General features: G+C 63.0%; 21 protein-coding genes. 6 read left to right on the forward strand and 15 right to left on the reverse strand.

Annotation, left to right across the window (positions count from 1 at the left end; all coding sequences use genetic code 11):
* The first annotated feature begins 15 nt into the window (after positions 1-15).
* Positions 16-1116, forward strand: a complete 1101-nt coding sequence (locus ABIE20_RS08800; protein WP_429504438.1) for an efflux RND transporter periplasmic adaptor subunit — start codon at positions 16-18, stop codon at positions 1114-1116.
* Positions 1117-1122: 6 nt separating this feature from the next.
* Positions 1123-4188, forward strand: coding sequence for an efflux RND transporter permease subunit (locus ABIE20_RS08805; RefSeq protein ID WP_429504440.1), 3066 nt, complete (start codon positions 1123-1125; stop codon positions 4186-4188).
* Positions 4189-4299: 111 nt separating this feature from the next.
* On the opposite strand, the gene ABIE20_RS08810 is transcribed toward ABIE20_RS08805, so the two are convergent.
* The 3 genes from ABIE20_RS08810 to plsB form a co-directional block, all read right to left on the reverse strand.
* Entirely contained in the window at positions 4300-4989 is a 690-nt protein-coding gene (locus ABIE20_RS08810) for a DUF4197 domain-containing protein (protein WP_429504442.1), read from the reverse strand.
* A 33-nt stretch (positions 4990-5022) separates the two neighbouring features.
* Positions 5023-5421: a YbaY family lipoprotein gene (locus ABIE20_RS08815; RefSeq protein ID WP_038996762.1), complete on the reverse strand. Its 399-nt coding sequence runs from the start codon at positions 5419-5421 to the stop codon at positions 5023-5025.
* An 84-nt stretch (positions 5422-5505) separates the two neighbouring features.
* Positions 5506-7992, reverse strand: a complete 2487-nt coding sequence (gene plsB / locus ABIE20_RS08820; RefSeq protein ID WP_429504444.1) for a glycerol-3-phosphate 1-O-acyltransferase PlsB — start codon at positions 7990-7992, stop codon at positions 5506-5508.
* Positions 7993-8214: 222 nt separating this feature from the next.
* Here plsB and ABIE20_RS08825 point away from each other — a divergent pair, with 222 nt between their 5' ends.
* A complete protein-coding gene (locus ABIE20_RS08825) occupies positions 8215-8424 on the forward strand; it encodes a cold-shock protein (RefSeq protein ID WP_038996759.1) in 210 nt (69 codons plus the stop codon).
* An 87-nt stretch (positions 8425-8511) separates the two neighbouring features.
* On the opposite strand, the gene ABIE20_RS08830 is transcribed toward ABIE20_RS08825, so the two are convergent.
* From ABIE20_RS08830 to ABIE20_RS08845, 4 genes are all read right to left on the reverse strand, one after another.
* Complete coding sequence (locus tag ABIE20_RS08830; RefSeq protein WP_429504447.1) at positions 8512-8889, reverse strand: hypothetical protein; 378 nt, start codon at positions 8887-8889, stop codon at positions 8512-8514.
* Positions 8890-8906: 17 nt separating this feature from the next.
* The gene (locus tag ABIE20_RS08835) at positions 8907-9719 is read right to left on the reverse strand and encodes a putative RNA methyltransferase (protein WP_429504448.1); all 813 of its coding nucleotides are present in this window, start codon (positions 9717-9719) and stop codon (positions 8907-8909) included.
* The gene (dapE, locus tag ABIE20_RS08840) at positions 9719-10870 is read right to left on the reverse strand and encodes a succinyl-diaminopimelate desuccinylase (protein WP_429504450.1); all 1152 of its coding nucleotides are present in this window, start codon (positions 10868-10870) and stop codon (positions 9719-9721) included. The genes ABIE20_RS08835 and dapE overlap by 1 nt, the downstream gene beginning before the upstream one ends.
* A 193-nt stretch (positions 10871-11063) precedes the next feature.
* The gene (locus tag ABIE20_RS08845) at positions 11064-13655 is read right to left on the reverse strand and encodes a glycosyltransferase (RefSeq protein WP_429504452.1); all 2592 of its coding nucleotides are present in this window, start codon (positions 13653-13655) and stop codon (positions 11064-11066) included.
* A 289-nt stretch (positions 13656-13944) separates the two neighbouring features.
* Between ABIE20_RS08845 and tcdA the strand changes: the two genes are divergently transcribed.
* Positions 13945-14766, forward strand: a complete 822-nt coding sequence (gene tcdA, locus ABIE20_RS08850; RefSeq protein ID WP_429504454.1) for a tRNA cyclic N6-threonylcarbamoyladenosine(37) synthase TcdA — start codon at positions 13945-13947, stop codon at positions 14764-14766.
* Here tcdA and ABIE20_RS08855 read toward each other — a convergent pair.
* Genes ABIE20_RS08855 through ABIE20_RS08870 form a run of 4 tightly spaced genes read right to left on the reverse strand, consistent with a single transcriptional unit; the run spans position 14745 to position 17851 of the window.
* Positions 14745-15155 (reverse strand): SufE family protein, encoded by a 411-nt coding sequence (locus ABIE20_RS08855; protein ID WP_429504456.1) that lies wholly within the window; start codon positions 15153-15155, stop codon positions 14745-14747. The genes tcdA and ABIE20_RS08855 overlap by 22 nt on opposite strands.
* Complete coding sequence (locus tag ABIE20_RS08860; protein WP_429504458.1) at positions 15152-16357, reverse strand: aminotransferase class V-fold PLP-dependent enzyme; 1206 nt, start codon at positions 16355-16357, stop codon at positions 15152-15154. The genes ABIE20_RS08855 and ABIE20_RS08860 overlap by 4 nt, the downstream gene beginning before the upstream one ends.
* A gap of 54 nt (positions 16358-16411) precedes the next feature.
* Positions 16412-17446, reverse strand: coding sequence for a 2,3,4,5-tetrahydropyridine-2,6-dicarboxylate N-succinyltransferase (gene dapD / locus ABIE20_RS08865; protein ID WP_429504460.1), 1035 nt, complete (start codon positions 17444-17446; stop codon positions 16412-16414).
* Between the two features lie 42 nt (positions 17447-17488).
* Entirely contained in the window at positions 17489-17851 is a 363-nt protein-coding gene (locus ABIE20_RS08870; protein WP_429504462.1) for an ArsC family reductase, read from the reverse strand.
* Positions 17852-18081: 230 nt separating this feature from the next.
* On the opposite strand from ABIE20_RS08870, the gene ABIE20_RS08875 reads away from it, so the two are divergent.
* Positions 18082-19728, forward strand: coding sequence for a Na+/H+ antiporter (locus ABIE20_RS08875; protein WP_429504464.1), 1647 nt, complete (start codon positions 18082-18084; stop codon positions 19726-19728).
* Here ABIE20_RS08875 and ABIE20_RS08880 read toward each other — a convergent pair.
* From ABIE20_RS08880 to map, 4 genes are all read right to left on the reverse strand, one after another.
* Positions 19721-20473: a M12 family metallopeptidase gene (locus tag ABIE20_RS08880; protein WP_429504466.1), complete on the reverse strand. Its 753-nt coding sequence runs from the start codon at positions 20471-20473 to the stop codon at positions 19721-19723. The two genes, ABIE20_RS08875 and ABIE20_RS08880, sit on opposite strands and share 8 nt — an antisense overlap.
* A 127-nt stretch (positions 20474-20600) precedes the next feature.
* Positions 20601-21794, reverse strand: coding sequence for a succinyldiaminopimelate transaminase (gene dapC / locus ABIE20_RS08885; RefSeq protein ID WP_429504468.1), 1194 nt, complete (start codon positions 21792-21794; stop codon positions 20601-20603).
* Between the two features lie 23 nt (positions 21795-21817).
* Positions 21818-24517 carry a [protein-PII] uridylyltransferase gene (locus ABIE20_RS08890; protein ID WP_429504470.1) on the reverse strand — a complete coding sequence of 900 codons (2700 nt, stop codon included), beginning with the start codon at positions 24515-24517 and terminating at the stop codon, positions 21818-21820.
* A 21-nt stretch (positions 24518-24538) separates the two neighbouring features.
* On the reverse strand, positions 24539-25321 hold the full coding sequence (gene map, locus ABIE20_RS08895; protein WP_429504472.1) for a type I methionyl aminopeptidase: 783 nt from the start codon (positions 25319-25321) through the stop codon (positions 24539-24541).
* Between the two features lie 344 nt (positions 25322-25665).
* Between map and rpsB the strand changes: the two genes are divergently transcribed.
* Positions 25666-26406: a 30S ribosomal protein S2 gene (gene rpsB, locus ABIE20_RS08900; protein WP_045193628.1), complete on the forward strand. Its 741-nt coding sequence runs from the start codon at positions 25666-25668 to the stop codon at positions 26404-26406.
* Positions 26407-26534: the final 128 nt, after the last annotated feature.

Below are 26534 nucleotides of genomic sequence, written 5' to 3' on the forward strand. Positions count from 1 at the left end.
GAAAGGTCATCCATCATGTTGCGCCATGCCTTGCCCCTCGCTTTGCCCGTCGGTCTCGTCCTGTTGCTTGCTGCCTGTGGGCAGCAAAGCGCACCGCAGACTTCCCTTCGTCCGGCCATGGTGGTGCAGCCGCAGCCGGCCAGTGCCGCTGCCGACAGTTACCCCGGCGAGGTGCGCGCGCGCTTCGAGCCGGAGCTGGCGTTCCGCATCGGTGGCAAGGTCAGCAAGCGCCTGGTCGAGGAGGGGCAGCGGGTCAAGGCCGAGCAGCCACTGGCCGAACTCGACCCCCAGGACGTGCGCCTGCAACTGGAAGCCAGCCGTGCCCAGCTCGCCGCCGCCGAAGCCAACCTGAACCTGGTCAAGGCCGAGCGCGACCGCTACAAGACCTTGCTCGACCGGCAGATGGTCAGCCATTCGCAATACGACAACGCTGAAAACCTCTACCGCGCAGGCCTGGCCCGGCTCAAGCAGGTGCGCGCCGAGTTCGACGTCGCCGGCAACCAGGCCGAATACGCCGTGCTGCGCGCGTCCCAGGACGGCGTGATTGCCAAGCGCCAGGTTGAAGTGGGCCAGGTGGTGGCTGCAGGCCAGACGGTATTCACCCTGGCCACCGATGGCGAGCGCGAAGTGCTGATCGGCCTGCCGGAGCAAAACTTCGGCCGCTTCAAGGTTGGCCAGACAGTGTCGGTGGAGCTCTGGTCGCAACCCGATCAACGCTTCAACGGCCGTATTCGCGAACTGTCGCCTTCGGCCGACCCGCGCTCGCGAACCTTTGCCGCGCGCATCGCCTTCACCGCCGGCAAGGTGCCTGCCGAGCTTGGCCAAAGCGCCCGGGTGTACATCCAACATGCCGAGAACATTCCCCTGGCGGTGCCGCTCTCGGCGCTGACCGCAGAAAACGGCCAGACCTACGTCTGGCGTGTCGATGCCAACAACACCCTCAAGCGCGTGCCGGTGCGAGTCGGCGCCTACGGTGAAAACAGCGTGCCGGTGCTCGAAGGCCTGAATGCCTCGGACTGGGTAGTGGCGGCCGGCGTGCATGTGCTCCAGGAGGGGCAACAGGTGCGTCCGGTGGACCGGTCCAATCGTGTGGTGAATCTGGCGGCCAAGGAGTAAGTCCCGATGGGTTTCAACCTTTCCGCCTGGGCCCTGCGCAATCGGCAGATCGTGCTGTTCCTGATGATTTTGCTGGCAGTGGTCGGCGCGTTGTCCTACACCAAGCTGGGGCAAAGCGAAGACCCGCCCTTTACCTTCAAGGCCATGGTGATCCGCACCAACTGGCCAGGGGCCAGTGCCGAGGAAGTCTCGCGCCAGGTCACCGAGCGTATCGAAAAGAAGCTGATGGAAACCGGCGAGTACGAGAGGATTGTCTCGTTCTCGCGGCCCGGTGAATCGCAGGTCACCTTCATGGCCCGCGACTCGATGCATTCGGCCGACATCCCCGAGCTCTGGTACCAGATCCGCAAGAAGGTCGCCGATATCCGCCACACCTTGCCCCAGGGTATCCAGGGGCCGTTCTTCAACGACGAATTCGGCACCACCTTCGGCAATATCTATGCGCTGACCGGCGACGGCTTCGACTACGCCGTGCTCAAGGACTACGCCGACCGCGTGCAGATCCAGTTGCAGCGGGTCAAGGACGTCGGCAAGGTCGAGCTGCTTGGCCTGCAGGACGAGAAGATCTGGATCGAGCTGTCCAACCTCAAGCTGGCCACCCTCGGCCTGCCCCTGGCAGCAGTGCAGCAGGCGCTGGAAGAGCAGAACGCAGTGAGCACCGCAGGCTTCTTCGAGACGCCGAGCGAGCGCCTGCAACTGCGGGTCAGCGGACGCTTTACCACGGTCGAGCAGATCCAGCAGTTCCCGATCCGGGTCGGTGACCGCACCTTCCGTATCGGCGATGTCGCCGATGTGCGCCGGGGCTTCAATGATCCACCCGCCCCGCGCATGCGCTTCATGGGCGAGGACGCCATCGGCCTGGCGGTGTCGATGAAGGCCGGCGGCGATATCCTGGTACTGGGCAAGGCCCTGGAAACCGAATTCGCCCGCATCGCCCACAACCTGCCGGCCGGCATGGAGCTGCGCAAGGTCTCCGACCAGCCGGCAGCAGTGAAGACCGGTGTCGGCGAGTTCGTCCAGGTGCTGGTCGAGGCGCTGGCCATCGTCTTGCTGGTGAGCTTCTTCTCGCTGGGCATGCGCACCGGCCTGGTGGTGGCCCTGGCCATTCCGCTGGTGCTGGCGATGACCTTTGCCGCCATGTACTACTTCGGCATCGGCCTGCACAAGATTTCCCTCGGCGCGCTGGTGCTGGCCCTGGGTTTGCTGGTGGATGACGCGATCATTGCCGTGGAGATGATGGCGATCAAGATGGAGCAGGGCTTCGACCGGCTCAAGGCCGCCAGCTACGCCTGGACCAGCACGGCCTTCCCGATGCTCACCGGCACCCTGATCACCGCCGCAGGCTTTTTGCCGATTGCCACCGCGCAGTCCGGCACTGGTGAATACACCCGCTCGATCTTCCAGGTGGTGACCATCGCCTTGCTCGCCTCATGGATCGCCGCGGTGGTGTTCGTGCCTTATCTGGGCGAGCGCCTGTTGCCCGATCTTGCCAAGCTGCACGCGGCCAAGCACGGCACCGCCGAAGGTGGCCCGGACCCTTACGGCACGCCGTTCTACCAGCGCGTGCGGCGCCTGGTCGGCTGGTGCGTAGAACGGCGCAAGACAGTGATCGTGGCGACCCTCGCCCTGTTCATTGGCAGCATCCTGTTGTTCCGTTTCGTGCCCCAGCAGTTCTTCCCGGCGTCCGGGCGCCTGGAACTGATGGTTGACCTGAAGCTGGCCGAAGGCGCCTCGTTAAGCAACACCGCCGAGCAGGTCAAGCGCCTGGAAGGGATGCTCAAGGAACGTGCCGGTATCGACAACTATGTGGCCTATGTCGGCACCGGTTCGCCGCGCTTCTACTTGCCGCTCGACCAGCAACTGCCGGCGCCGAGTTTCGCCCAGTTCGTAGTGCTGGCGAAAACCATCGAGGAGCGCGAACAGCTGCGCAGCTGGCTGATCGCCACCCTCGATGAGCAGTTCCCCGACTTGCGTTCGCGGGTGACGCGCCTGGAAAACGGCCCACCCGTGGGCTACCCGGTGCAGTTCCGGGTCACTGGCGAGCACATCGAGCAGGTGCGTGCCCTGGCCCGCAAGGTGGCCGCCAAGGTGCGCGAGAACCCGCATGTGGTCAACGTTCACCTGGACTGGGAAGAGCCGAGCAAGGTGGTCTACCTGAACATCGACCAGGACCGCGCCCGCGCCCTGGGGGTGAGCACGGCGAACCTGGCGAAGTTCCTGCAAAGCTCGCTGACCGGCTCGGCTGTCAGCCAGTTCCGCGAGGACAACGAGCTGATCGAGATCCTCCTGCGCGGTACCCAGCAGGAGCGCAGCGAGCTTGCCAACCTGCCGAGCCTGGCGGTGCCTACCGACAACGGCCGCAGCGTGGCGCTGTCGCAGGTGGCGACTCTGGAATACGGCTTTGAAGAAGGCGTGATCTGGCACCGCAACCGCTTGCCCAACGTTACCGTGCGCGCCGATATCTACGGTAAGGAACAGCCGGTTACCCTGGTTCAGCAGATTCTGCCGACCCTGGATCCGATACGCGCCGAACTGCCCGATGGCTACCTGCTGGACGTAGGCGGCACGGTGGAGGATTCCACCCGCGGGCAGAAGTCGGTAAACGCCGGCGTGCCGTTGTTCATCGTTGTGGTACTGACCCTGCTGATGCTGCAACTGCGCAGCTTCTCGCGCACGGTAATGGTGTTCCTCACCGCGCCCTTGGGGCTGATCGGCGTGACCCTGTTCCTGCTGGTGTTCCGCCAGCCGTTCGGTTTTGTCGCGATGCTCGGGACCATCGCCCTGTCGGGCATGATCATGCGCAACTCGGTGATCCTGGTCGATCAGATCGAGCAGGACATTGCTGCCGGGCTGGACCGCTGGCAGGCGATTATCGAGGCAACGGTAAGACGCTTCCGGCCAATCGTGCTGACCGCCCTGGCGGCGGTGCTGGCGATGATCCCGTTGTCACGCAGCGTGTTCTTCGGGCCGATGGCGGTGGCGATCATGGGCGGTTTGATCGTGGCGACGGCGTTGACGCTATTGTTCCTGCCGGCGCTGTATGCCGCGTGGTTCAGGGTCAAGAAAGCCTGAGGGCCTCATCGCCGGCAACGCCGGCTCCCACAGGTCCGGTGACACAGATCTATTGTGGGAGCCGGCCTTGCCGGCGATGGGCTGCGCAAGCAGCCCTTTGGGGCGAGAGGCTCAAAGCGCGCCAAACACCTTCTTGGCAATGCTCGTGGCCGCAGCAGCCGGGTTCTGGCGGAGGGTTTCTTCCTGCTTGGCAATCATCTCGAACAGGCCGTTGAGCGCCTGCTCGGTCACGTAGCCTTCGACATTGGCGTTCTTGGCGTCCAGCACGCCCAGGGTCGCTGCTTGCCCGGCGAAGTTGTTGTACTGCTGGGCCAGGCCGACCTGGTCGGTGGCTTTCTTGACGATCGGCAGGAACTTGGCGCGGATCTGCTCGCGGCTGGTCTTGCTCAGGTACTGGGTAGCCGAGTCGTTGCCGCCGCTGAGAATGCCTTTGGCATCTTCCACGGTCATCTTCTTGACGGCATCGACCAGCAGCGCCTGGGCCTGCGGTACGGCGGCCTCGGCGGCCTTGTTCATGCTGGTTTCCAGTTGATCGACCTGGGCGCCCATGCCGAAGGCTTTCATCTTCTTCGCCACTTTGCCCAGGTTGCCGGGCAGTTCGATGCGCACATCCGGGTTGTTGCTGAAGCCACCCGGGGTGCCCAGTTGTTTCACCGCCACCTGGGCGCCCTGGGTCAGGGCGTCTTTGAGGCCCATGGAAGCATCTTTTTGCGAGAGGTCGCCGAGCGACAGCGCCAGGGCGCTGGCCGACAGCAGCAGGCCGGCGCACAGGCCGGTGAAGGTTAGAGCAGGGCGGAACATGGCAGCATCCTTATGCGAAGGAAAAACATTCAATCAACGAACGGCATCGACCTTGATGCGCACCGGCTGCGGGTCGTTGCCATCAAGTTGCACGCCATGGTGCTCGGTGTTGATGAACAGCAGCTTGCCGTCCAGCTCGATCCGCGCGCTCACTGCATAGCGGTGGCCGGGCTTGACCTGGGCCGGGTCGTAGCTCAGGTGGAAGGGTAGCGGCACATTGCCTTTGACCGGGCCGCTCTGGCTGGCCAGGGTAACGGCAGGGGCGTCCATCAGCGAAACGTCCTGCAGGGCGACGCTCAGGGTAGCGGCGGGCGGCAGGGCGATGCGTTGCAGGTAAAAGACTTCGCCGTCGAGGCTGGCCTTGGGGGCTTCAGGGGTGCTGCTGCACGCGGCCAGCAGGCTGCCAAGAAGGATCAGGGACAGTTTTTTCATCAGTAGCTCCTTAGCGCCGGCGCCGCGGTTGCGGTCGCCAGGCGGTTCGATTCGTGTTGCTCCAAAGGCACTGGCCAGTATGGCTTATGCCGCGGTTTCGGTGGTTTCTTCACTGCGCTGCAGGGCGACCTGGCGAATAGACAGGCGCACCTCCGCCGACAGCACGCGCTTGGCCGCGCCCTCTGCCAGTTCGCTGAGTTTTTCGTGATACCCGAGTTTGCCGGTGGTATCCGGACGCAATACGCCTTGCTCGATCTGGGTCTGGATGAAGTGGCGGAACAGGGTCTTGTCGAAGAACTCCGGTGCATTCAGGCCATGCAGGATCGACAGGCGCTGGGCCATGATCACGCACAGGTCTTCCAGCTCTTCGGCACTCAGCGTGTGCTGGCCGCTGTTGAGCAGCAAGGCGGTGGCCATGTAGAAGCGCTGCAGGGTTTGGGTGATGGCGCGGGCCAGCAGGGTCAGCAGCACGAACTGCCGCGAACTCGGTGCCGGGCGCAGGTACACGCCGTTTTCAAAACGCAGCAGGCCTTGCTCGACGAACGCCTCCAGCCACTGGTCGATGACCGCGTCCAGCTCATCGAGCTCCCAGCGAATGAACAGCTCCGATTGCAGGTACGGGTACAAGGCCCGGGTGTACTGCAGGATCAGTTCGCGGCTCATCCGCGAACTGCTCTGGAAGAAGCTCGCCAGCAAGGCCGGCAGGGCGAAGATGTGCAGCACGTTGTTGCGGTAGTAGGTCATCAGGACGGCGTTCTGCTCGTCCAGGTAGAGGATCTTGCCCAGTGCGTCGCTCTGCTCGGCCAGCAGGTCCATGCCCTTGACGTGGCTGATCAGCGCCAGGCCATCGCCTTCAGGCAGCGTGGTGTGCGGCGAGTAGGGCACCTTGCGCAGCAGCGCCAGGTACAGGTCCAGCACCCGCGCCAGGGCGCGTTGGTCCAGGGCCAGGCGGCTGGTGGAGAGCAGCGCCAGGGCCACCAGGTTGACCGGGTTGATCGCCGCAGCCTCGTTCAGGTGCTGGGCGACCTTTTCGCCCAGGCGCGAGGTGGTCTCGTTGAGCCAGGCCGGGCGGAACTGCGGTCCGTGTTCCTGCTCGCGCCAGCCGGGTTGCTGCTGGTCGAGGAAGGCCCCGAGGCGTATCGGTTCGCCGAAGTTGACCGCCACCTGGCCGAAGCGCTGCTTGAGTGCGCCGATGACCTTGAAGATGTCGAAGATCGACTCTTTCTTCTTGCTCGCCCCGCGCAGTTCGCCCAGGTAGGTGCGGCCTTCGAGCACGCGTTCATAGCCGATGTACACCGGCACGAAGACGATTGGCGTGCGCGAGGAGCGCAGGTAGCTGCGCAGGGTGATGGCGAGCATGCCGGTTTTTGGCTGGAGCATGCGCCCGGTGCGCGAGCGTCCGCCTTCGACGAAGTACTCGACCGGGAAGCCCTTGGTGAACAGGGTATGCAGGTACTCGTTGAACACTGCGGTGTACAGCGGGTTGCCCTTGAACGTGCGGCGCATGAAGAACGCCCCGCCACGGCGCAGCAGACCGCCGATCACCGGCATGTTGAGGTTGATCCCGGCGGCGATGTGCGGCGGGGTCAGGCCGTTGCGAAACAGCAGGTAGGACAGCAGCAGGTAATCGATATGGCTGCGGTGGCACGGCACATAGATGACTTCGTGGCCCGGGGCGATGCCCTGTACCTGTTCGATGTGGTTGACCTTGATGCCGTCGTAGATTTTGTTCCAGAACCAGCTCAGAACCACTTCGAGGAAGCGGATGGCAGTGTAGGTGTAGTCCGAGGCGATCTCGTTGCCGTAGCGCAGGGCCTGGGCCTCGGCTTTTGCCAGCGGGATTTTCTCGCGCTCGGCTTCATCGGCGATGGCCTGGCGCACCAGTGGGTCGTGGACCAGGCCCTTGACCAGGTTGCGACGGTGGGAAATGTCCGGGCCGATGACAGCGGTCTTGAGGTTGCGAAAATGCACCCGCAACAGGCGCTGGGCCATGCGTACGGTGCGCTCGTGGCCTTTGTTGTGCTGCACCAGCTCGCGCAGATGAATCGGCGCCGAGAACTGCACGCGGGTCTTGCGCCCGAGGATCAGCACGGTGAGCAAGCGCCGCAGGCGCCCGGTAACCGCCCAACTGTCGGCGAACAGCAGCTTCCACGGGCTGGACTCGCTGGCCGGCGACTGGCCCCAGAACACGCTGACCGGGATGATCTGTGCATCTTCTTCGGCATGCTGGCTGATGGCGTTGACCAGCCGCGCCAGGGTCGGCGGGGCGCCGCGTTTGTCCTGGCGGCCGAGCCAGTCTGGCTCCGGGGTCAGGTAGAAGAACGCTGCAGGCTCGTGCAGGGTGCCGACGGCGACCGGCAGCACCGGGCGTGGCAGCCCGGCTTTGGTGCATTCGCGGTCGAGCACCGCAAGGTCGGTGAGCGACGGCGACTGCAGGGCGTAGAACACCGGCCGGCTGCGATCCAGGTTCAGGGTAAAGGACGACTGGTTGATGGTCTCGGAGCGAACCCACAGGTACAACAGGCGACGCAGGGCGCCGAAGATCAGGCGGCGCAAGGGGGAACGGGTCATACGGTGTGTGCTCTGGATGAGTTTTTTGAGTATTTGCTCAGTCGACTAGTGTGCCGTATCTGCGCAAGTTCAGCAAAAAGCGCCCCGGTCATGAAAATTAATTTAAGTGTGTCATATACTCGGTCCGCCGCTTGCAAGAGATTTCGGCAAGCTGCGTCGGCAGGGGGCCGTGACCCCTCTGCATGCAAGGCGATTCCAAAATAAAAATCCGGAGTAGTGCAGATGTCGTCTCGTGAGACTGGAAGTGTAAAGTGGTTCAATGACGCCAAAGGTTACGGCTTCATTCAGCGTGAAGGTGGCGCGGACGTGTTCGTTCACTACCGCGCCATTCGCGGGGAGGGGCATCGCACCCTGCTCGAGGGGCAGCAGGTCGAATACAATCTGACTCAGGGCCAGAAAGGCCTGCAGGCAGAAGACGTAGTCGGTCTGTAAGCGCCGGGCCACAAGCCTCGAGCCTGGGCCCAGAAGCGAAAAGGCCCGCCGCCGGACGACCGGGGCGGGCCTTTTCGAAAACGATTTTCAGCTGGTGCGCCAGGTGATTTCCTCTTCACCGTCGGCACTGATGCGGATCCAGCGATCGGCATCTTCTTCACCTTCTTCCTCGACCCAGCTGCCGGGTGCGCAGCGCACTTCGACGTTCAGCGCGGCAAAGGCTGCGCGAGCGCAGGCAATGTCGTCATCCCATGGCGTCTGGTCGCTTTCCAGGTAAAGACTGTTCCATTTGCCCACAGCCTTCGGTAACCAGGTAACTGGAATGTTACCGGCCCTGCACTTGTAGGTCTGGCCTTTCTGCTGCCAGTCGCTGCACGGGCCGAGCGCTTCGCTGAGCCAGGCAGCGATTTGCTTGTGGTCGACGTCGGCGTCTTTCAGGTAAATCTCGATATCGGGTTGGCGCATAGGGGCTCCGGGTGCGCTCAGTCTTGGCGCACAAAGTAATCGTAACGCATCGATACCGTGACCTCGAAAGGCTCGGCCTGGTCGATGACGCGCGCACGTTTCTCGGCGCTGGCACGCCAGCCATGAGGGGTCATGGCCAGCAGGTCGGCGCGGGCCTTGCTGTCGGCAAGGCTCAGGCGGAATTTCAGGGTTTCGCTATGGGCGTGCTGCATGCCCTCGGGCACCAGTGCCAGGTGCTTGTCGTCGCTGTAGTCACGCACTTCATCGTAGAGCTTGTGGCGCAGCTCGATCAGGTGCTCGTTGGTCGGGCCGACCCGCATCAGGCCGCCGCCGGGGCTCAGCAGGCGCAGGGCCTCTTGCCAGTCCAGCGGGCTGAAGACACTGGCGAGGAACTGGCAACTGCCATCGGCCAGCGGTACCCGGGCCATGCTTGCCACCAGCCAGGTCAGCGCCGGATTGCGCTTGCAGGCACGCTTGACCGCTTCGCGGGAGATGTCCAGGGCGTAGCCATCTGCCTCGGGCAGCGCTTCGGCGATCTGTGCGGTGTAGTAACCCTCGCCACAACCGATGTCCAGCCAGCGCTGTGGTGCGCGTTCGGCAGCCAGCTCAGCCAGGCGCCGGGCGACCGGCGCGTAATGGCCGGCGTTGAGAAAGTCGCGGCGGGCCTCGACCATGGCCTGGTTGTCGCCCGGGTCACGGCTGTTCTTGTGCTGCACCGGCAACAGGTTCAGGTAACCCTGGCGGGCACGGTCGAAACGGTGGCCGGCCGGGCAGGCCACGCCATTGTCGAGGGTGCTCAGCGCGGCGCTGCAGATCGGGCAGGTGAGCATCAGGCAAGCAACCGGGTCAGGGTCTGGTAGTAGATTTCGGTCAGCACATCGAGGTCGCTGGCCAGGATCCGCTCGTTGACCTGGTGAATGGTGGCGTTGACCGGGCCCAGTTCGACCACCTGGGTGCCCAGGGTGGCGATGAAGCGCCCGTCGGAGGTACCGCCGCTGGTCGATGCCTTGGTTTCACGGCCGGTGACCGCCTTGATGCTGGCCGATACCGCGTCGAGCAAATCGCCCGGCTCGGTAAGAAACGGCAGGCCCGACAGCGCCCAGTCCACGTGCCAGTCGAGCTGGTGCTTGTCGAGGATGGCGGCAACCCGCTGCTGCAGGCCTTCGACCGTCGACTCGGTAGAGAAGCGGAAGTTGAACAGCGCGGTCAGCTCGCCCGGCACCACGTTGGTGGCGCCGGTGCCGGAATTGAGGTTGGAGATCTGGAAGCTGGTCGGCGGGAAGAACGCATTGCCTTCGTCCCAGTGCTCTCCAGCCAGTTCCGCCAGTACCGGAGCTGCCAGGTGAATCGGGTTCTTGGCCAGGTGCGGGTAGGCCACATGGCCCTGTACGCCGCGTACGGTGAGCTTGGCACCGAGCGAGCCACGACGGCCGTTCTTGACCACATCACCAACCAGGCTGGTGCTCGAGGGTTCGCCGACGATGCACCAGTCCAGGCGTTCGTTGCGTGCGGCCAGGCGCTCGACCACGGCCTTGGTACCGTGGTGGGCCGGGCCTTCTTCATCGCTGGTGATCAGGAAGGCGACCTTGCCGCGGTGGTTGGGGTAGTCGGCGACGAAACGCTCGGTCGCCACCACCATGGCCGCCAGGCTGCCTTTCATGTCGGCCGCGCCACGCCCGCAGAGCATGCCGTCGGCATCGATCAGGGCGTCGAACGGATCGTTCTGCCAGGCCTGCACCGGGCCGGTCGGGACCACATCGGTGTGACCGGCAAAACACAGCACCGGGCCTTCCTGGCTGCCGTGAGTGGCCCAGAAGTTATCGACGTCTTCGATGCGCATCGGCTCAAGCATGAAACCGGCATCGCCCAGGCGTTGCATCATTTGTTTCTGGCAGTCGAAGTCCAGCGGGGTTACCGACGGACGGCGAATCAGGTCGCAGGCCAGTTCAAGGGTAGGCGAGAGGTCGGCTGGGGCCGTCATGGAGAACTCCGGGGGCAAGGCAGGGCACGAATTCGAGGGGGTTATCTTATAGCAAAAGCAGGGGTTGAGGACCTTGGATCTGCGCTGTTTGTCAGCGCCTCATCGCTGGCAAGCCAGCTCCCACAGGTTGGGTGTTTACCCGTCCTGTGGGAGCCGGCCTTGCCGGCGAAAGGGCGGCAAGGCCGCCCCCGGGTCAGGAGGCCTGGGCCGGCTGCGCGGCATCCACAGGCTTTGGCAGCGACGACAGCAGGGCCATGATCAGCGCCGCCAGGTACGGCAGCGACTGCACCAGCAGCATGGTCACCCAGAAGCGCATGTCGTTGCTGGGCAGGCCCTGGACCAGGTAGATCCCGGCTGCCGCGCCCCACAACAGCAACATGATGAACAGCTCTTCACGGGCTTCGGACAGCGCCACCAGCACGCCATGGCTGTCGGCGTTCTTCGGCGTGCGGAAAAACGGGATGCTGCTGGTGAAGAAGCCGTACAGCACCGCCTTGGCAATGGTGTGCGACAGCGCAAGGCCCGCCAGGGCCGCGGCGAAGGCGTCCTTGAGGTTCACGCCCACCGCGCGGCGGTAGAGGAACACGATTTTGCCGACCTTGAACACGAACAGCGCCAGCGGCGGAATCGCGAAGATCAGCAGCGGCGGGTCAACCCGTTGCGGCACGATGATCATCGCCGCCGACCACAGCAGGGCGCCAACGGTGAAGAAGATGTTCATGCCATCGGCAATCCACGGCAGCCAGCCGGCGAGGAAGTGGTAACGCTGGCCACGGGTCAGTTCCGAGTCCTTGCCGCGCAACAGGCTTGCGGCATGGCGCTTGATGATCTGGATGGCGCCATAGGCCCAGCGAAAGCGCTGCTTCTTGAAGTCGATGAAGGTGTCGGGCATCAGGCCCTTGCCGTAACTCTCGTGGGAATACGCCGCCGAGTAGCCTTTCTCGAACACCCGCAGGCCGAGTTCGGCGTCTTCGCAAATGCACCAGTCGGCCCAGCCCAGCTCTTCGAGCACCGAGCGCCGGGTCATGGTCATGGTGCCGTGCTGGATGATCGCGTCACGGTCGTTGCGGGTGACCATGCCGATATGAAAGAAGCCCTTGTACTCGCTGTAGCACAGCTTCTTGAAGGTGCTTTCGTTCTGGTCGCGGTAGTCCTGGGGTGATTGCACCACGGCGATCTTCGGATCGGCGAAGTGCGGCACCATGTGCTTGAGCCAGTTGCGGTCAACGCAGTAGTCCGAGTCGATCACCGCGATCACTTCGGCGTCCTTGGCGGTATGCGGGATCAGGTAGTTCAACGCGCCGCCCTTGAAGCCGGCCAGGGGCGCGACGTGGAAGAACTTGAAGCGCTCGCCGAGCATTTCGCAGTGCGCCTTGATCGGCTCCCACACCGCCGGGTCTTTGGTGTTGTTGTCGATGATCAGGACTTCGTAGTCCGGATAATCCAGCGCGGCCAGGGCATTGAGGGTCTGTTTGACCATCTCCGGCGGCTCGTTGTAGCACGGTACATGCACCGAGACTTTCGGTCGGTAGGCGGCGTCGGCCTGCACCGGCAGGAACTCCCGGCGACGCTTGTGAATCCACACCGCTTCGGCCAGTTCATGGGCCTCGGTGAGCAGCACGATAAACACCCCAAGGGCGCCGAGGGCGAGCAAAAAGCCCACGGTCAGGCTGAACCAGGTGCTGTATTGCTGGCTGTAGTCGTAGCCGATCCACACCAGTACTGAACCGCACAGGAAGGCGATGAAGGTCAGGAAGGTCCGGCCGCGCTGGCGCAGCGCCGAGCCGTCGATCAGCAGCAGGGTCAGCGAGAGCATCGCCAGTACCACTGAACCGACCGCCAGCACGCGCCATTGCGGGATGGCCACTACCGGGCCTTCGAAGTTGAATTTCTGCTGGCGGGCAGCGTTGAACACGCCCCAGTAGGCGCCCACCGAGCCTTCGTCGCTGGCCTTCCACGGCTGGTCGTAGGCTTCAATGACAAAGTAGTTGTAACCCTGGCGGTTTAGCTTGTTGACCAGGGTGCGCAGGTAGATGGCCTGATCGGCCTGAGTGGCATCGGCACCGCCGCGCATGCGGCCGTTGCTCGGCCAGCCGACTTCAGACAACAGCAGTGGTTTGCGTGGGAATTGTTGCTTGAGGTCGCGGGCACGATCCAGCACGAACTGGCCGGCATCCTTCATCGGGATGAACTCCCAGTACGGCAGGATGTGCGCAGCCACCAGGTCGGCGTGCTTGGCCAGCTCAGGATGGTCTTTCCAGATGTGCCACTGTTCACTGGTGGTCACCGGGACTTTCACTGCGGCGCGAACACGATCCATATACTGGATCAGCGCCTCTGGGGTGATCTCCTTGCGAAACAGCGCTTCGTTGCCGACCATCACCCGCACGACACTGCGCGAGCTGTTGGCCAGTTCGATGGCTTTCTCGATTTCCCGCTCGTTGCGCTCAAGGTCCGGGCTGATCCACACCCCCAGGGTCACACGCAGGCCGAACTCTTCGGCCAGGCGCGGAATCTGCGCCTGGGTGCCTTCCACCGTATAAATGCGGATGCTGTCGGTCAGCTTGCTGAGCTGCTCCAGGTCCTGGCGCAGTTCGTCTTCGCTAGGATACTGGCCCTTTTGCGGGCTCTCGCCCTGGCGGAACGGCGAATAGGAGAAACCGGAAATCTGCTCCGGCCAGTTGGGGGCGGAAACCGGGCGGTTGATCAGCGCCCAGAACCCGGTGAATAGCGCGGCGATAGCCATGACTATTACCAGGTTGATACCAAATTTACGCGATGACATAGATAGTTCGGGTTCCGAAAGGTGGAACGGGCGGGCGCCTGAGGGCGCTAATCCTGCGTGCAACCTGCCCAGGCTGTGTGGGATCAGGTCGGTGGCAGAAGATTGGATTGGCTTCAGGAGCTGAAGTTCTTAGCCCGTACTTTTGTCGTACAAGTCTTTGGATTGCATAGGACATTAAAGCAGGATTACAACTACCTTTACCAATGCATGACTCGGGCGGCGGTCACAGCAGGGTGCCATCGCGTCGCAAGAGGCCTATAATGCGCGCCGGTTTTTTCGGGGTTGGGCCATGAGTACAGAAGATCCACGCTTTGCCGGTGTTGCCCGGTTATACGGTGACAACGGCCTGCAGCGCCTGCGCGAGGCCCATGTGGCCATCGTCGGTATTGGCGGGGTCGGCTCCTGGGCGGCCGAAGCCATGGCCCGTAGCGGCGTGGGCGAAATTTCGCTGTTCGACCTCGATGATGTCTGCGTCAGCAACACCAACCGCCAGTTGCATGCCCAGGAAGGCAATATCGGCCGGGCCAAGGCCGAGGTCATGGCCGAGCGTCTGCGTGCGATCAACCCGGCGTGCAAGGTGCATGCGGTGGTGGACTTCGTCACCAAGGAAACCCTGCCCGAGTACATCGGCGAGCATATCGATTGCGTGATCGACTGCATCGACAGCGTGATGGCCAAGGCCGCACTGATCGGCTGGTGCAAGCGCCACAAGGTCACCATCATCAGCACTGGTGGTGCCGGCGGGCAGATCGACCCGACCCAGATCCGCGTCGCCGACCTGAACAAGACCTTCAACGATCCGCTGGCCTCGCGGGTGCGTTCGACCCTGCGTCGCGACTATGGCTTTTCTCGCACGGTAACCCGCAACTACAGCGTGCCCTGCGTGTTTTCCACCGAACAGCTGCGTTACCCCAAGGGCGACGGAAGCGTCTGCTTGCAGAAGAGTTTTGTCGGCGAAGGGGTGAAGCTGGACTGCTCCGGCGGCTTCGGCGCGGTGATGATGGTCACCGCGACCTTCGGCATGGTTGCCGCTAGCAAGGCGGTGGAAAAACTCGTGGCCGGCGCCCGACGCCCGTCCGAGCGCCAGGCTCAGGTGCCTGCCGCAAGCTGAGCCATGCGTTGCAGCACGGCGTTCAGGCCGTTGCTGCGCGAGGGCGAGAGCTGGCGGCCCAGGCCCAGTTGATTGAACCAGGCGGGCAGGTCCAGTTGCGCAAGCTCAGCGCTGGACAACCCTTCGACCCGCACCAGCAGCAGCGCCAGCAAGCCGCGGATGATCCGCGCATCGCTGGCACCCTTGAAGCGCCACTGACCGTCCTGCTGCTCGGCCACCAGCCAGACCTGGCTTTCGCAGCCATGGACTCGGTTGGCTTCGGACTTTTCTTCTTCGCTCAAGGGCGCCAGGCGCTCGCCCCATTGCATCAGCAGGCGCGCGCGCTGTTCCCAGCCAGCCGCCTGTTCGAAGGCATCCAGGGCTTGCTGTGCCGCGACAGGAAGGCTCATCGCAGCAGCTCCAGGGCTTGATCCAGGGCGTCGAAGAAGCGCTGCAGATCGTCGGAGTCGTTGTACAGGCCCAGGGACACGCGGATCGCACCGTCCAGGCCCAGGCTTTTCAGTAGCGGCATGGCGCAGTGATGGCCGGCGCGCACGGCGATGCCCTGTTCGGTGAGCATATGGGCCAGGTCGGCGTTGTGCACGCCCTCGACCACGAAGCTGGCCAGGGCGACTTGCGGCTGGCCAAGCAGGCGGATGCCTTCGCGGTCGTTGAGGCCGCGCAGCAGGTGGCGGTGCAAGCCCGCTTCGTGCTCGGCGACCGCGTTGGCATCCAGGCCGGCCAGGTAATCGAGGCTTGCCCCTAGGCCGATCACGCTGGCAATCGGCGGGGTACCGGCCTCGAAACCCAGGGGCGCCGGGCGAAAGCTGGCGCTGTGGTAATCGGCAATTTGCACCATCTCGCCGCCGAACTGCCAGTGCCGCAGGCGCGCCAGGGCTTCACTGCGACCGTAGAGCACGCCAACGCCGTCAGGGCCATAGAGCTTGTGGCTGGAGAATACATAGAAGTCGCAGCCCAGTTGGCGTACGTCGTGACGGCCGTGGACCACGCCCTGGGCACCGTCGACCACGGTCAGCGCACCTTGGGCCTGGGCGTGCGCCAATAGCGGCTCCAGCGGCTGCCAGGCGCCGAGTACGTTGGACAACTGGCTGACCGCCAGCACCCGGGTACGCGGGCCAATCAGGTGCAGGGCGATAGTGAGGTCGATCAGGCCGCGGCTGTCCAGCGGCAGGACCACCAGCCTGAGCCCGCGACGCTGGGCCAGCTGCTGCCAGGGCAGCAGGTTGGCGTGGTGCTCAAGGGCGCTGATGGCAATTTCGTCACCAGCCTCGAACAGTGGCTCAAGCCCGTAGGCGAGCAGGTTCAGGGCCGAGGTGGCGCCGTGGGTGAAGACAATCTGCTGGCTGTCGGCGGCGTTCAGCCAGCCGGCGACCTTGTCGCGGCTGCGTTCGAAGGCCTGGGTGGCCAGGGCGCCGGGCAAGTGTTGGGCACGGTGCACATTGGCAGCACCGTGGCCGTAATAGTGGCTCAGGGCATCGAGCAGGATTTGCGGTTTTTGCGTGGTAGCGGCGCTGTCCAGGTAGGTCTGGTGCTGGCGTTGCAGGGCGTCGATGGCTGGAAAGTCAGCGCGCCAGGGGGAGGGCTGGAACATGATGATCGGACCTGAAAATCGGGCCTGGCGTTAGGCCAGACCCGATGGTACCACTTAGTTGTGGGCGTGCAGCGCTTCGTTCAGCTCGATGGCCGACTTGTGGGTCTTGCACTCCACGGCGCCGTTGAGCGAGTTGCGGCGGAACAGCAGGTCGGTCTGGCCAGCCAGGTCACGGGCCTTGACGACCTTGACCAGTTGGTTGTTCTCGTCCAGCAGGTTCACCTTGGTGCCAGCGGTGATGTACAGGCCGGCTTCGACGGTGTTGCGATCGCCCAGCGGGATGCCGATACCGGCGTTGGCACCGATCAGGCAGCCTTCGCCAACCTTGATGACGATGTTGCCGCCACCGGACAGGGTGCCCATGGTCGAGCAGCCGCCGCCCAGGTCCGAACCCTTGCCGACGAAGACGCCCGCGGAAACGCGGCCTTCGATCATGCCCGGGCCTTCGGTGCCGGCGTTAAAGTTGACGAAGCCTTCGTGCATGATGGTGGTGCCTTCGCCGATGTAGGCACCCAGGCGCACACGGGCGCTGTCGGCGATACGCACGCCGGCAGGGACGACGTAGTCGGTCATTTTCGGGAACTTGTCTACCGAGAATACTTCCAGCAACTCGCCCTTCAGCCGCGCTTCCAGTTGCTGCTCGGCAAGCTCGGCCAGGTCGACGGCGCCCTGGCTGGTCCAGGCAACGTTTGGCAGCAGCGGGAAGATCCCGGCCAGGTTCAGGCCATGTGGCTTGACCAGGCGGTGCGAGAGCAGGTGCAGCTTCAGGTAGGCTTCCGGGGTGGAGGTCAGTGCGGCGTCTTCAGCCAGCAGGGTGACCACCAGCGGCTTGTTGCTTTCGGCCAGGCGGGTCAGCAGCGCGGCCTGGGCGGCGTCGACGCTTTTGAGGGCTTCGGCCAGCTGCGCGGCCTGGCTGGTGCTGAAGGCGATCGCCTGGTTGCCGCCTTCATAGCCCAGGACCGGGGCGATGGCAGCGACCAGTTCGGCAGCCGGGTTGATCAGCGGTTGGGCGTAGAAGACTTCCAGCCAGGCGCCTTGACGGTTCTGGGTGCCGACACCGAAGGCCAGGCTGAACAGGGTAGTGGACATGCAGTTACCTCTTGCGAAATTGAATGAAAGCTCGGCGCCGGGTTACTGAAGGGCGGCCGCGTACAGATCAGGCTTGAAGCCAACCAGGGTCCGCTTGCCGAGGTCGAGCACAGGGCGCTTGATCATCGACGGCTGGGCCAGCATCAGTTCGATGGCCTTGGCCTGGTCGAGATCGGCCTTCTGGGCGTCGTCGAGTTTGCGGAACGTGGTGCCGGCACGGTTGAGCACTGTTTGCCAGCCATGTTCATCACACCAGCGCTCAAGGCTCTCACGGTCGATACCCTGGGTCTTGTAGTCGTGGAAATCGTAGCCCAGGCCCTGCTCTTCGAGCCAGGTGCGGGCTTTTTTCATGGTGTCGCAGGCCTTGATTCCATAAAGGTGCAATGGCGTGTCGCGTTTGGTCATGTCTTGCCCCCCTGGGAAAAAATGGTGAAGGATTATGCCATGGTCGGCGGCGTTGGGTTGGCGTTGCCATGGCTCTTTGTAGCATTGTGTTACAGGTTCTGGGCGGTTCTGCGACTTTTGTGCAGCGGTGCGCCGGCAGCCTAAGCGGCTAATATGTCGTTTCAATGGCAAAACCGTGCCCAGGCCCGCATAAGTTATTGAATGCGTTTGAATTGAACAGGACTCGCCGAATGCAATCAGCCTACACCGTTCTCATCCTGCTGATGCTGGTGAGTGTTTCCAAACTGGTCGGGCGAATGATCCCGCTGCCGTTGCCGCTGGTGCAGATCGCCGCTGGCGCCCTGCTGGCGTGGCCTACCCTGGGCCTGCACGTGGCGCTGGACCCGGAATTGTTTCTATTCCTGTTTTTGCCGCCGCTGCTGTTTTCCGATGGCTGGCGAATGCCCAAACGTGACCTGTGGAAGTTGCGCGGGCCGATTCTGACCCTGGCCGTTGGCCTGGTACTGTTTACTGTGGTCGGGGCCGGCTATTTCATTCACTGGATCTTGCCGAGCATTCCGTTGCCAGTGGCCTTTGCCCTGGCTGCCGTACTGTCGCCCACCGATGCCGTGGCGGTCTCGGCCATCACCCAGGACCGCTTGCCGACCCCCTTGATGCACATGCTCCAGGGCGAGGCGCTGATGAACGACGCTTCCGGCCTGGTGACCTTCAAGTTCGCCCTGGCTGCGGCAATCACTGGCGTGTTCTCGCTGGCCGAGGCCAGCCTGACCTTCGTGCTGGTCGCCGTCGGCGGCCTGGCCATTGGTGTGGCCCTGAGCTGGCTGGTCGGCCGCCTGCGCGCCTGGATGATTGCCCGCGGCTGGGATGACCCGGCCACTCATGTGGTGTTCATGCTGCTGTTGCCGTTTGCCGCCTACGTGCTGGCCGAACGCCTGGGCGCCTCCGGGATTCTATCGGCGGTAGCGGCAGGGATGATGCAAAGCTGGCTCGACCTGCTGCCACGGCAGACCAGCACGCGCCTGCTCAACCGCAGCGTCTGGTCGCTGCTGGAGTTCGCCTTCAATGGCCTGATCTTCCTGCTGCTGGGTTTGCAACTGCCCGACATCATCAAGGCGGTGACCAGCCACGAAGCCTCGCTGTGGCCGACCTTGCTGTGGCGCTGCCTGGATGTGCTGGCGATTTTCGCGGTACTGCTGGCCTTGCGCTTTATCTGGGTGCAGAGCATCTGGCGCCTGATCGGGGTGATCCGCCGCTGGCGCGGTAAGGAAGACCTGGTGCTGATGCCCAATGCCCGCTCCTGCTGGCTGTTGACCGTGGGTGGTGTGCGCGGTGCAGTGACTCTGGCCGGTGTGATGTCGGTGCCGCTGCTGATTAGCGCCGGCAAGGACTTCCCGGAGCGCGATCTGCTGATTTTCATCGCTGCCGGGGTGATTCTGCTGTCGCTGGTGGCGGCGTGCGTTGCTTTGCCGTTGCTATTGCGCGGGGTGACCAAGAGCCCGGATGACGCCCTGCGTCAGGAAGCCCAGGAGGCCTGGCGTCGCACCGCCGAAGCGGCGATTCATGCCCTTGAGGCAGAGGACCTGAGCGAGGCCGGTACTCCGCTGGATGCCTCCCAGGCCGCACTGGCGGCCGAGCTCAAGGCGCGCTTGATGGCTGAGTACCGGCATCAGCTCGATACCTTCAACGACAGCGCCGAAGCCCAGGCCCTGGCCGAACAGATGGACCAGTTGGAGCGGCGCTTGCGATTGCGGGCGCTGCGGGCCCAGCGCCTGGAACTGTACAACCTGCACCGCCAGCACCTGATTGGTGATGATGTGGTGCGTCAGGTGCTGGGGGAGCTGGATATGAGTGAGGCGAATCTGGGGCAGGTCAGGTAGGTGTGTTGGCTAGGGGGTAGGCTCGGCGCATGAATGCCAGATCATATTCGCTCAACGTCTTGTTTGCCCCCACTTCCCAGTCACCCAGGGTCATCCACTGCGCAATTTGATAATGCATGATCGACTCGCGGTCGTAGGTTGTGAACAAGGTATTTGCTTCAGTTCGCTTCTCCAGAAACTGGCTGCGCACATCGGCCTCGCTCCATCCCCGCTGCTTGGTCATGACCTTCATGAGCTCGCCTTCATTCCAGGGAATGTCAGCTAACGGGTTTTGATGTTCGTGGGTCGCGCCAAAGACATGACCGAACTCATGCAGGACGATCGGCTCGAAATCTTCGCTGTCCGCCAGGACGTTCAGGGTCATTGTTTCGTTTGTTTTGATCAGCAGTGCATCAGTTCCCAAGGCAGACTCATTGTGCAGGGCCTTGGGATCGAGCTTGATCCTGATATCGGCCTGCAGGTAGTTGTCGTGGTACAGGGCTATGCCAAGGTTGGCGCCTGACTGCGACACCCATTGGCTCCCTGTATTGAGAATTTTCAACTTCAGTTCGGTGCTGGGTGAGCCCAGAAACGAAAATTTCAGGGTGCGCCCTGGCTGCCAGAGACGGGTGGAGCCATAAATTGCGCGCTTTTTGCGCGAACCTGGCTGGCTGGGAGCATTGGCAGGGTTTTCCGCGATGGCTGCTTCGTAGGAAAGCTGCGGATCGACGTCGTGGCGGTAACGGCAAAAGATCAGATCGCTCATGAGGGAGTCCTTCTCGTTCGTGAGCGTGAAGTGTCTCCAGCCAGGCGCCGGATCTAGTGGTAGATAAAGCTTTAGTTGCGGCTTTTTTAGGGCAGGCGGCACCGGCTGTTCCGATGCCGCCGATCCATCAGCGGGTGAGGAAATCTCGAATCCGCCCGGCCGCCTCGACGCACTCGGCCAATGGCGCTACCAATGCCATGCGCACCCGACCGGCGCCCGGATTGACGCCATCCACTTCGCGCGACAGGTACGAACCCGGCACTACGGTCACGTGCTGGGCTTCGAACAGGTCGCGGGTGAACGCGGCGTCATCGCCTGGCACCTTGGCCCATAGATAAAAGCCGCCGTCCGGGCGCTGCACGTCCAGCACCGGGGCGAGGATCTCGAGCACTGCATCGAACTTCTCGCGGTACAGGTCGCGGTTGGCCAGCACATGCTCTTCGTCGTTCCAGGCGGCAATGCTCGCCAGCTGGGTTTGTACCGGCATGGCGCAGCCATGGTAGGTGCGGTAGAGCAGGAACGGCTTGATGATCTCGGCATCGCCTGCGACGAAGCCCGAGCGCAGGCCCGGCAGGTTGGAGCGCTTGGACAGGCTGTGAAACACCACGCAACGCTTGAAGTCGCTGCGACCAAGCTCGACGCAGGCGCTGAGCAGGCCTGGCGGCGGGCTTTGTTCGTCGAAGTACAGTTCGCTGTAGCACTCGTCGGCGGCAATCACGAAGTCGTACCGGTCAGCCAGGGCGATCAGTTTTTTCAGGGTGTCCATCGGCACCAGGGCGCCGGTGGGGTTGCCCGGGGAGCAGAGGAAGAGGATCTGGCAGCGCTGCCAGGTTTCGGCCGACACCGCGTCGAAGTCCGGGTTGAAGCCGTTGCTGTCCAGGCATGGCAGGTAGTGCGGGGTGGCGCCGGCCAGCAAGGCTGCGCCTTCGTAGATCTGGTAGAACGGGTTGGGGCTGATCACCAGGCCGTTATCGGCGCGATTGACCACTGCCTGGGTGAAGGCGAACAGCGCTTCACGGGTGCCATTGACCGGCAATACGTGTTTGTCGGCATCCAGCCACCCGGCGGGTACGCCAAAGCGCTGTTCGCACCAGCGCACGATGGCCTGGCGCAGGGCTGGCAGGCCAGCAGTGGTCGGGTACACGGCCATTTGCTTGAGGCTATCGGCCAGGGCCTGGGCGACGAATGCCGGCGACTCATGCTTCGGTTCACCGATCGACAGGGCAATGGCGCGTTTGTCCGCCGCAGGCGTCACGCTGCCGAGCAGCGCGCGGAGTTTCTCGAACGGGTAGGGCTGAAGCTGGTTCAAAGCGTTGTTCATCGGCGCAAGGTCTCGTCAAACGGTCAAATAGTCAGGCGGGTCAAAGGCACCCCGGTCGCCTGGTCGACGCGCAGTTGCTCGACGATCGCATCCTGCAGGCGGCTGCACAGTTGCGGGTCGGACAGGGGCTGGTTGTCGGCGTCGGTAATGAAGAACACGTCTTCGACCCGTTCGCCGAGGGTGGCAATCTTGGCATTTTGCAGCGACAGGTCGAACTCCAGGAAGATCTTGCCGATCCGCGCCAGCAGGCCTGGACGGTCGGGGGCGCTGAGTTCGAGGATGGTCACCGGGCGCTGGGCATCGTTATGGATGGTCACCTGCGGGGCAAAGGTGAAGTGCTTGAGCTGGCGCGGTACCCGGCGCTGGATGATGGTCGGGTAGTCGTCGGGGTTGCGCAGGGCGTCAGTCAGGCCATCGCGAATCTGTTTGACGCGCACGGGATTGTCGCCGATCGAGCCACCATCGTTGTCGAGGACGATATAGGTGTCGAGGGTGAACTGGCTGCTCGAGGTGATGATGCGGGCGTCATGAATGTTCAGGTTGAGCTGGTCCATGGCCGCCACGGTCACGGCGAAGAAGTCATGCTGGTCAGGGGCGTAGATGAAGATCTGGGTACCGCCCTCGAACTCGCGCTGGGTGGTTTCCTTGATCAGCACCAGCGGCCCGCCGTCAGCCGGCTGCTGGAGGATGGCATCGCTGTGCCAGGCCACGTCAGCGGCGGTATGGCGCAAAAAGTAGTCATCGCCCAGTTGCGACCACAGCTGCTCGACGTCGTCCGGGTCGGTGCCTTCGCGAATAAGGATGTCCAGCGCCGCGCTCTGGGTCTGGCGGATCTGTTCTTCGCGGTCCAGCGGGTTCTCCAGGCCGCGACGCAGGGCGCGCTTGGTCTCGGTGTAGAGCTGGCGCAGCAGGCTGGCGCGCCAGGAGTTCCACAGGCTCGGGTTGGTGGCGTTGATGTCGGCCACGGTCAGCACGTAGAGGTAGTCCAGGCGGGTTTCATCGCCCACCAGCTGGGCAAAATCGTAGATCACCTGCGGGTCGGAGAGGTCCTTGCGCTGGGCGGTGGTGGACATCACCAGGTGATGTTGCACCAGCCAGACAATCAGCCGGCTGTCCCAGCTTGGCAACTGATGACGCGCGCAGAAGGCCTGGGCGTCTACCGCGCCGAGCTCGGAATGGTCGCCCTGGCGGCCCTTGCCGATGTCGTGATAGAGCCCGGCGAGGTAAATCAGCTCCGGCTTGGGCAAACGTCCCATGAGCTTGCTGGCCAGCGGGAATTTCTCCGAAACCGGCGTGTATTGCAGTTTGCGCAGGTGCTTGATCAGGTTCAGGGTGTGCGCATCGACCGTGTAGATGTGGAACAGGTCGTGCTGCATTTGCCCGACGATCAGGCCGAACTCCGGCAGATAGCGGCCGAGAATGCCGTAGCGGTTCATCCGCCGCAGGTTGCGGTGGATGCCGATCTCGCACTTGAACAGCTCGATGAACAGGCTGGTATTGCGGATATCGTTACGAAAATCGTCGTCGATCAGGTGCCGGTGTTCGCGCAGCAGGCGGATGGTGTCGGCGCGTACGCCCTTGATTTCCGGGTGCTGGGCCATCAGCACGAAGATTTCCAGCATGGCGAACGGCGTGCGCTTGAACACGTTGGTACGCACGGCCTCGATATAGCCGTCATGCAGCTGGAAGCGCGCATTAAGTGGCTGGGCGCTGCCACTGTCGTCGTCGAGGATGACCTCTTCGAAGTGCTGGATGATCAGGTCGCTGAGCTCGGCGATGCTCATCACCACCCGGTAATACTGCTGCATGAACTGTTCGATGGCGCGCTTGGGGTTCTCGTCGCCAAAGCCGAGCAGGGCGGCGATGCTGCGCTGGTGGTCGAACAGCAGGCGGTCTTCGGCGCGCCCGGCCAGCATGTGCAGGGCGTAACGCACCTTCCAGAGGAACTCCTGGGACGAGGCCAGCAGGTTGTTCTCGCTTTCGAGCAGGAAGCCTTCGCCGGCCAGGGCGTGCAGGTTGAGGGTGCCGTACTGGCGGCGGGCGATCCACAGTACCGTCTGGATGTCGCGCAGACCGCCCGGCGAGCCCTTGACGTTAGGCTCCAGGTTGTACTCGGTGTCGTTGTACTTGTGGTGCCGGGCCTTTTGCTCGGCACGCTTGGCCAGGAAGAATTCCTTGCTTGGCCACATGTGTGCGGTGCTGGTCACTTCGAGCATGCGCTGGCGCAGGTGCTCGGGGCCGGCAATGGTGCGGCTTTCCATGAGGTTGGTGACAACCGTCAGGTCGGCACGGGCCTGTTCTGCACATTCATCGACCGAGCGCACGCTCTGGCCAACTTCCAGGCCAATGTCCCAAAGCAGGGTCAGAAAACGCTCGATCGAGTCGCGAAAGACTTCGTGGTCGGCGCTGTCGAGCAGAATCAACAGGTCGATGTCGGAATAGGGGTGCAGCTCGCCGCGCCCATAACCGCCGGTGGCGATCAGGGCGATATCGGCATCTTCGCTCCAGGTAAACTGGTTCCACGCCTGTTGCAGGATATTGTCGACGAACCAGGCGCGGTCCTCGATCAGCCGGCGGATCTCGCGACCGCTGCGAAAACGGTTGTCGAGCACCTCGCCGGCCTGGCGGATGGCTTTCTTGAAGGCAGCGATGGGGCTTGCCTTGAGGGCCAGTTCCGCCTGGAACTGGCCGCGATCGAACAGCTCGGGATCCACCTGGGGCATCGAGAGGCTTTCCTGTAAGAATCAGGCCGATGTGCGAGGAATGGTGTCGTCTTTGCGCAGGGTGAAGATCTCGTAACCGGTCGCGGTCACCACCAGGGTGTGTTCCCATTGGGCCGAGAGCTTGCGGTCCTTGGTGATGGCGGTCCAGCCGTCGCCCAGCACCTTGGTGTCGGCCTTGCCCTGATTGATCATCGGCTCGATGGTGAAAGTCATGCCTTCTTTCAGTTCCATGCCGGTGCCGGCGCGGCCGTAGTGAAGGATCTGCGGCTCTTCATGGAACACCTTGCCGATGCCGTGGCCGCAGAATTCGCGTACCACCGAGAAGCCGTTCTTTTCAGCGTGCTTCTGGATCACTTCGCCGATGTCGCCCAGGCGGCAGCCCGGCTTGACCAGCTCGATGGCCTTGTACATGCATTCCTGGGTGACCTGCGACAGGCGCTCGGCCCAGACTGGCACGTTGCCGACGTGGAACATGCGGCTGGTATCGCCGTGGTAGCCGTCCTTGATCACCGTGACGTCGATGTTAAGCGTATCGCCATCCTTGAGCGGCTTGTCGCCGGGGATGCCGTGGCAGACCACGTGGTTGACCGAAGTGCAGATCGACTTGGGGAAACCCTTGTAGTTGAGCGGCGCCGGAATAGCCTTCTGGACGTTGACGATGTAGTCGTGGCACAGGCGGTCGAGCTCATCGGTGGTGACACCGGGCTTGACGTGCTCTTCGATCATCTCCAGGACTTCGGCGGCCAGGCGGCCGGCGATGCGCATCTTTTCGATGTCTTCGGCGGTTTTGATGGTAACGGTCATTACAGGCTCTCTACGGCGCGGCAAGGCGCGAATAATCTGGGGAAAGGCCGGATTCTAACAGAGCGAAGCCCGATTCAGGCGGCTATGGCGCTGATACAGCCTTTATATAGGGGCCATTCTGGCGCTAATGGGCGGTGTGTGCAAAAGCCTGTAACGTTCTATGGTAATTCGGGTTTCGCTCGGCGGGCTTGTGTGGTATAAAATGCGCCGCTTTCCGGGGATAGCTCCGGAAGCATTAAACCCACACACGTGTCGACACGATGACCTGGGTGCCTTCGATCTTCGGATCGCGGGTTGGTCATTGGGATACGTGGAGGCCCAACCCGACTTATCAAGGAACTATCATGTCCCAAGTCAACATGCGCGATATGCTGAAGGCCGGTGTGCACTTCGGTCACCAAACCCGTTACTGGAACCCGAAAATGGGCAAGTACATTTTCGGCGCGCGCAACAAGATCCACATCATCAACCTTGAAAAAACCCTGCCAATGTTCAACGACGCACTGACTTTCGTCGAGCGTCTGGCTCAGGGCAAAAACAAGATTCTGTTCGTCGGCACCAAGCGTTCCGCTGGCAAGATCGTTGCTGAAGAAGCAGCACGTTGCGGTTCGCCGTACGTCGATCACCGCTGGTTGGGCGGCATGCTGACCAACTACAAGACCATCCGCGCTTCGATCAAGCGTCTGCGCGACCTGGAAACCCAGGCCGAAGACGGCACTTTCGCCAAGCTGACCAAGAAAGAAGCCCTGATGCGCTCCCGTGATCTGGAAAAACTGGATCGCAGCCTGGGTGGTATCAAGGACATGGGCGGCCTGCCTGATGCCCTGTTCGTGATCGACGTTGACCACGAGCGCATCGCTATCACCGAAGCCAACAAGCTGGGCATCCCGGTCATCGGCGTTGTCGATACCAACTCCAGCCCAGAAGGCGTTGACTACATCATCCCAGGTAACGATGACGCCATCCGCGCTATCCAGCTGTACATGGGTTCGATGGCTGACGCCGTGATCCGTGGCCGCAACAACGTTGCTGGCGGTACCGAAGTGTACGCCGAAGAAGCAGCAGCACCGGCTGCCGAAGCCTGAGTAGCTGACGCTTAGCGTCTACTCGGCACGCGAAAAGGGGGCTTTGCCCCCTTTTTGCCACCTTGAAATCCTCTTGTCAGCATCGCCGTTGCAACCTTGTTACTGCATGAGTGCTGGTAAGTGGATTT

The organism is Pseudomonas sp. 2835 (assembly GCF_050435905.1).
Classification (GTDB): domain Bacteria; phylum Pseudomonadota; class Gammaproteobacteria; order Pseudomonadales; family Pseudomonadaceae; genus Aquipseudomonas.

Excerpts from the sequence above, each read along its gene's own strand:
- ABIE20_RS08800 (WP_429504438.1), top strand. The coding sequence starts at position 16 with ATGTTGCGCCATGCCTTGCCCCTCGCTTTGCCCGTCGGTCTCGTCCTG.
- ABIE20_RS08805 (WP_429504440.1), top strand. The coding sequence starts at position 1,123 with ATGGGTTTCAACCTTTCCGCCTGGGCCCTGCGCAATCGGCAGATCGTG.
- ABIE20_RS08810 (WP_429504442.1), bottom strand. The coding sequence starts at position 4,989 with ATGTTCCGCCCTGCTCTAACCTTCACCGGCCTGTGCGCCGGCCTGCTG.
- ABIE20_RS08815 (WP_038996762.1), bottom strand. The coding sequence starts at position 5,421 with ATGAAAAAACTGTCCCTGATCCTTCTTGGCAGCCTGCTGGCCGCGTGC.
- plsB (WP_429504444.1), bottom strand. The coding sequence starts at position 7,992 with ATGACCCGTTCCCCCTTGCGCCGCCTGATCTTCGGCGCCCTGCGTCGC.
- ABIE20_RS08825 (WP_038996759.1), top strand. The coding sequence starts at position 8,215 with ATGTCGTCTCGTGAGACTGGAAGTGTAAAGTGGTTCAATGACGCCAAA.
- ABIE20_RS08830 (WP_429504447.1), bottom strand. The coding sequence starts at position 8,889 with ATGCGCCAACCCGATATCGAGATTTACCTGAAAGACGCCGACGTCGAC.
- ABIE20_RS08835 (WP_429504448.1), bottom strand. The coding sequence starts at position 9,719 with ATGCTCACCTGCCCGATCTGCAGCGCCGCGCTGAGCACCCTCGACAAT.
- dapE (WP_429504450.1), bottom strand. The coding sequence starts at position 10,870 with ATGACGGCCCCAGCCGACCTCTCGCCTACCCTTGAACTGGCCTGCGAC.
- ABIE20_RS08845 (WP_429504452.1), bottom strand. The coding sequence starts at position 13,655 with ATGTCATCGCGTAAATTTGGTATCAACCTGGTAATAGTCATGGCTATC.
- tcdA (WP_429504454.1), top strand. The coding sequence starts at position 13,945 with ATGAGTACAGAAGATCCACGCTTTGCCGGTGTTGCCCGGTTATACGGT.
- ABIE20_RS08855 (WP_429504456.1), bottom strand. The coding sequence starts at position 15,155 with ATGAGCCTTCCTGTCGCGGCACAGCAAGCCCTGGATGCCTTCGAACAG.
- ABIE20_RS08860 (WP_429504458.1), bottom strand. The coding sequence starts at position 16,357 with ATGTTCCAGCCCTCCCCCTGGCGCGCTGACTTTCCAGCCATCGACGCC.
- dapD (WP_429504460.1), bottom strand. The coding sequence starts at position 17,446 with ATGTCCACTACCCTGTTCAGCCTGGCCTTCGGTGTCGGCACCCAGAAC.
- ABIE20_RS08870 (WP_429504462.1), bottom strand. The coding sequence starts at position 17,851 with ATGACCAAACGCGACACGCCATTGCACCTTTATGGAATCAAGGCCTGC.
- ABIE20_RS08875 (WP_429504464.1), top strand. The coding sequence starts at position 18,082 with ATGCAATCAGCCTACACCGTTCTCATCCTGCTGATGCTGGTGAGTGTT.
- ABIE20_RS08880 (WP_429504466.1), bottom strand. The coding sequence starts at position 20,473 with ATGAGCGATCTGATCTTTTGCCGTTACCGCCACGACGTCGATCCGCAG.
- dapC (WP_429504468.1), bottom strand. The coding sequence starts at position 21,794 with ATGAACAACGCTTTGAACCAGCTTCAGCCCTACCCGTTCGAGAAACTC.
- ABIE20_RS08890 (WP_429504470.1), bottom strand. The coding sequence starts at position 24,517 with ATGCCCCAGGTGGATCCCGAGCTGTTCGATCGCGGCCAGTTCCAGGCG.
- map (WP_429504472.1), bottom strand. The coding sequence starts at position 25,321 with ATGACCGTTACCATCAAAACCGCCGAAGACATCGAAAAGATGCGCATC.
- rpsB (WP_045193628.1), top strand. The coding sequence starts at position 25,666 with ATGTCCCAAGTCAACATGCGCGATATGCTGAAGGCCGGTGTGCACTTC.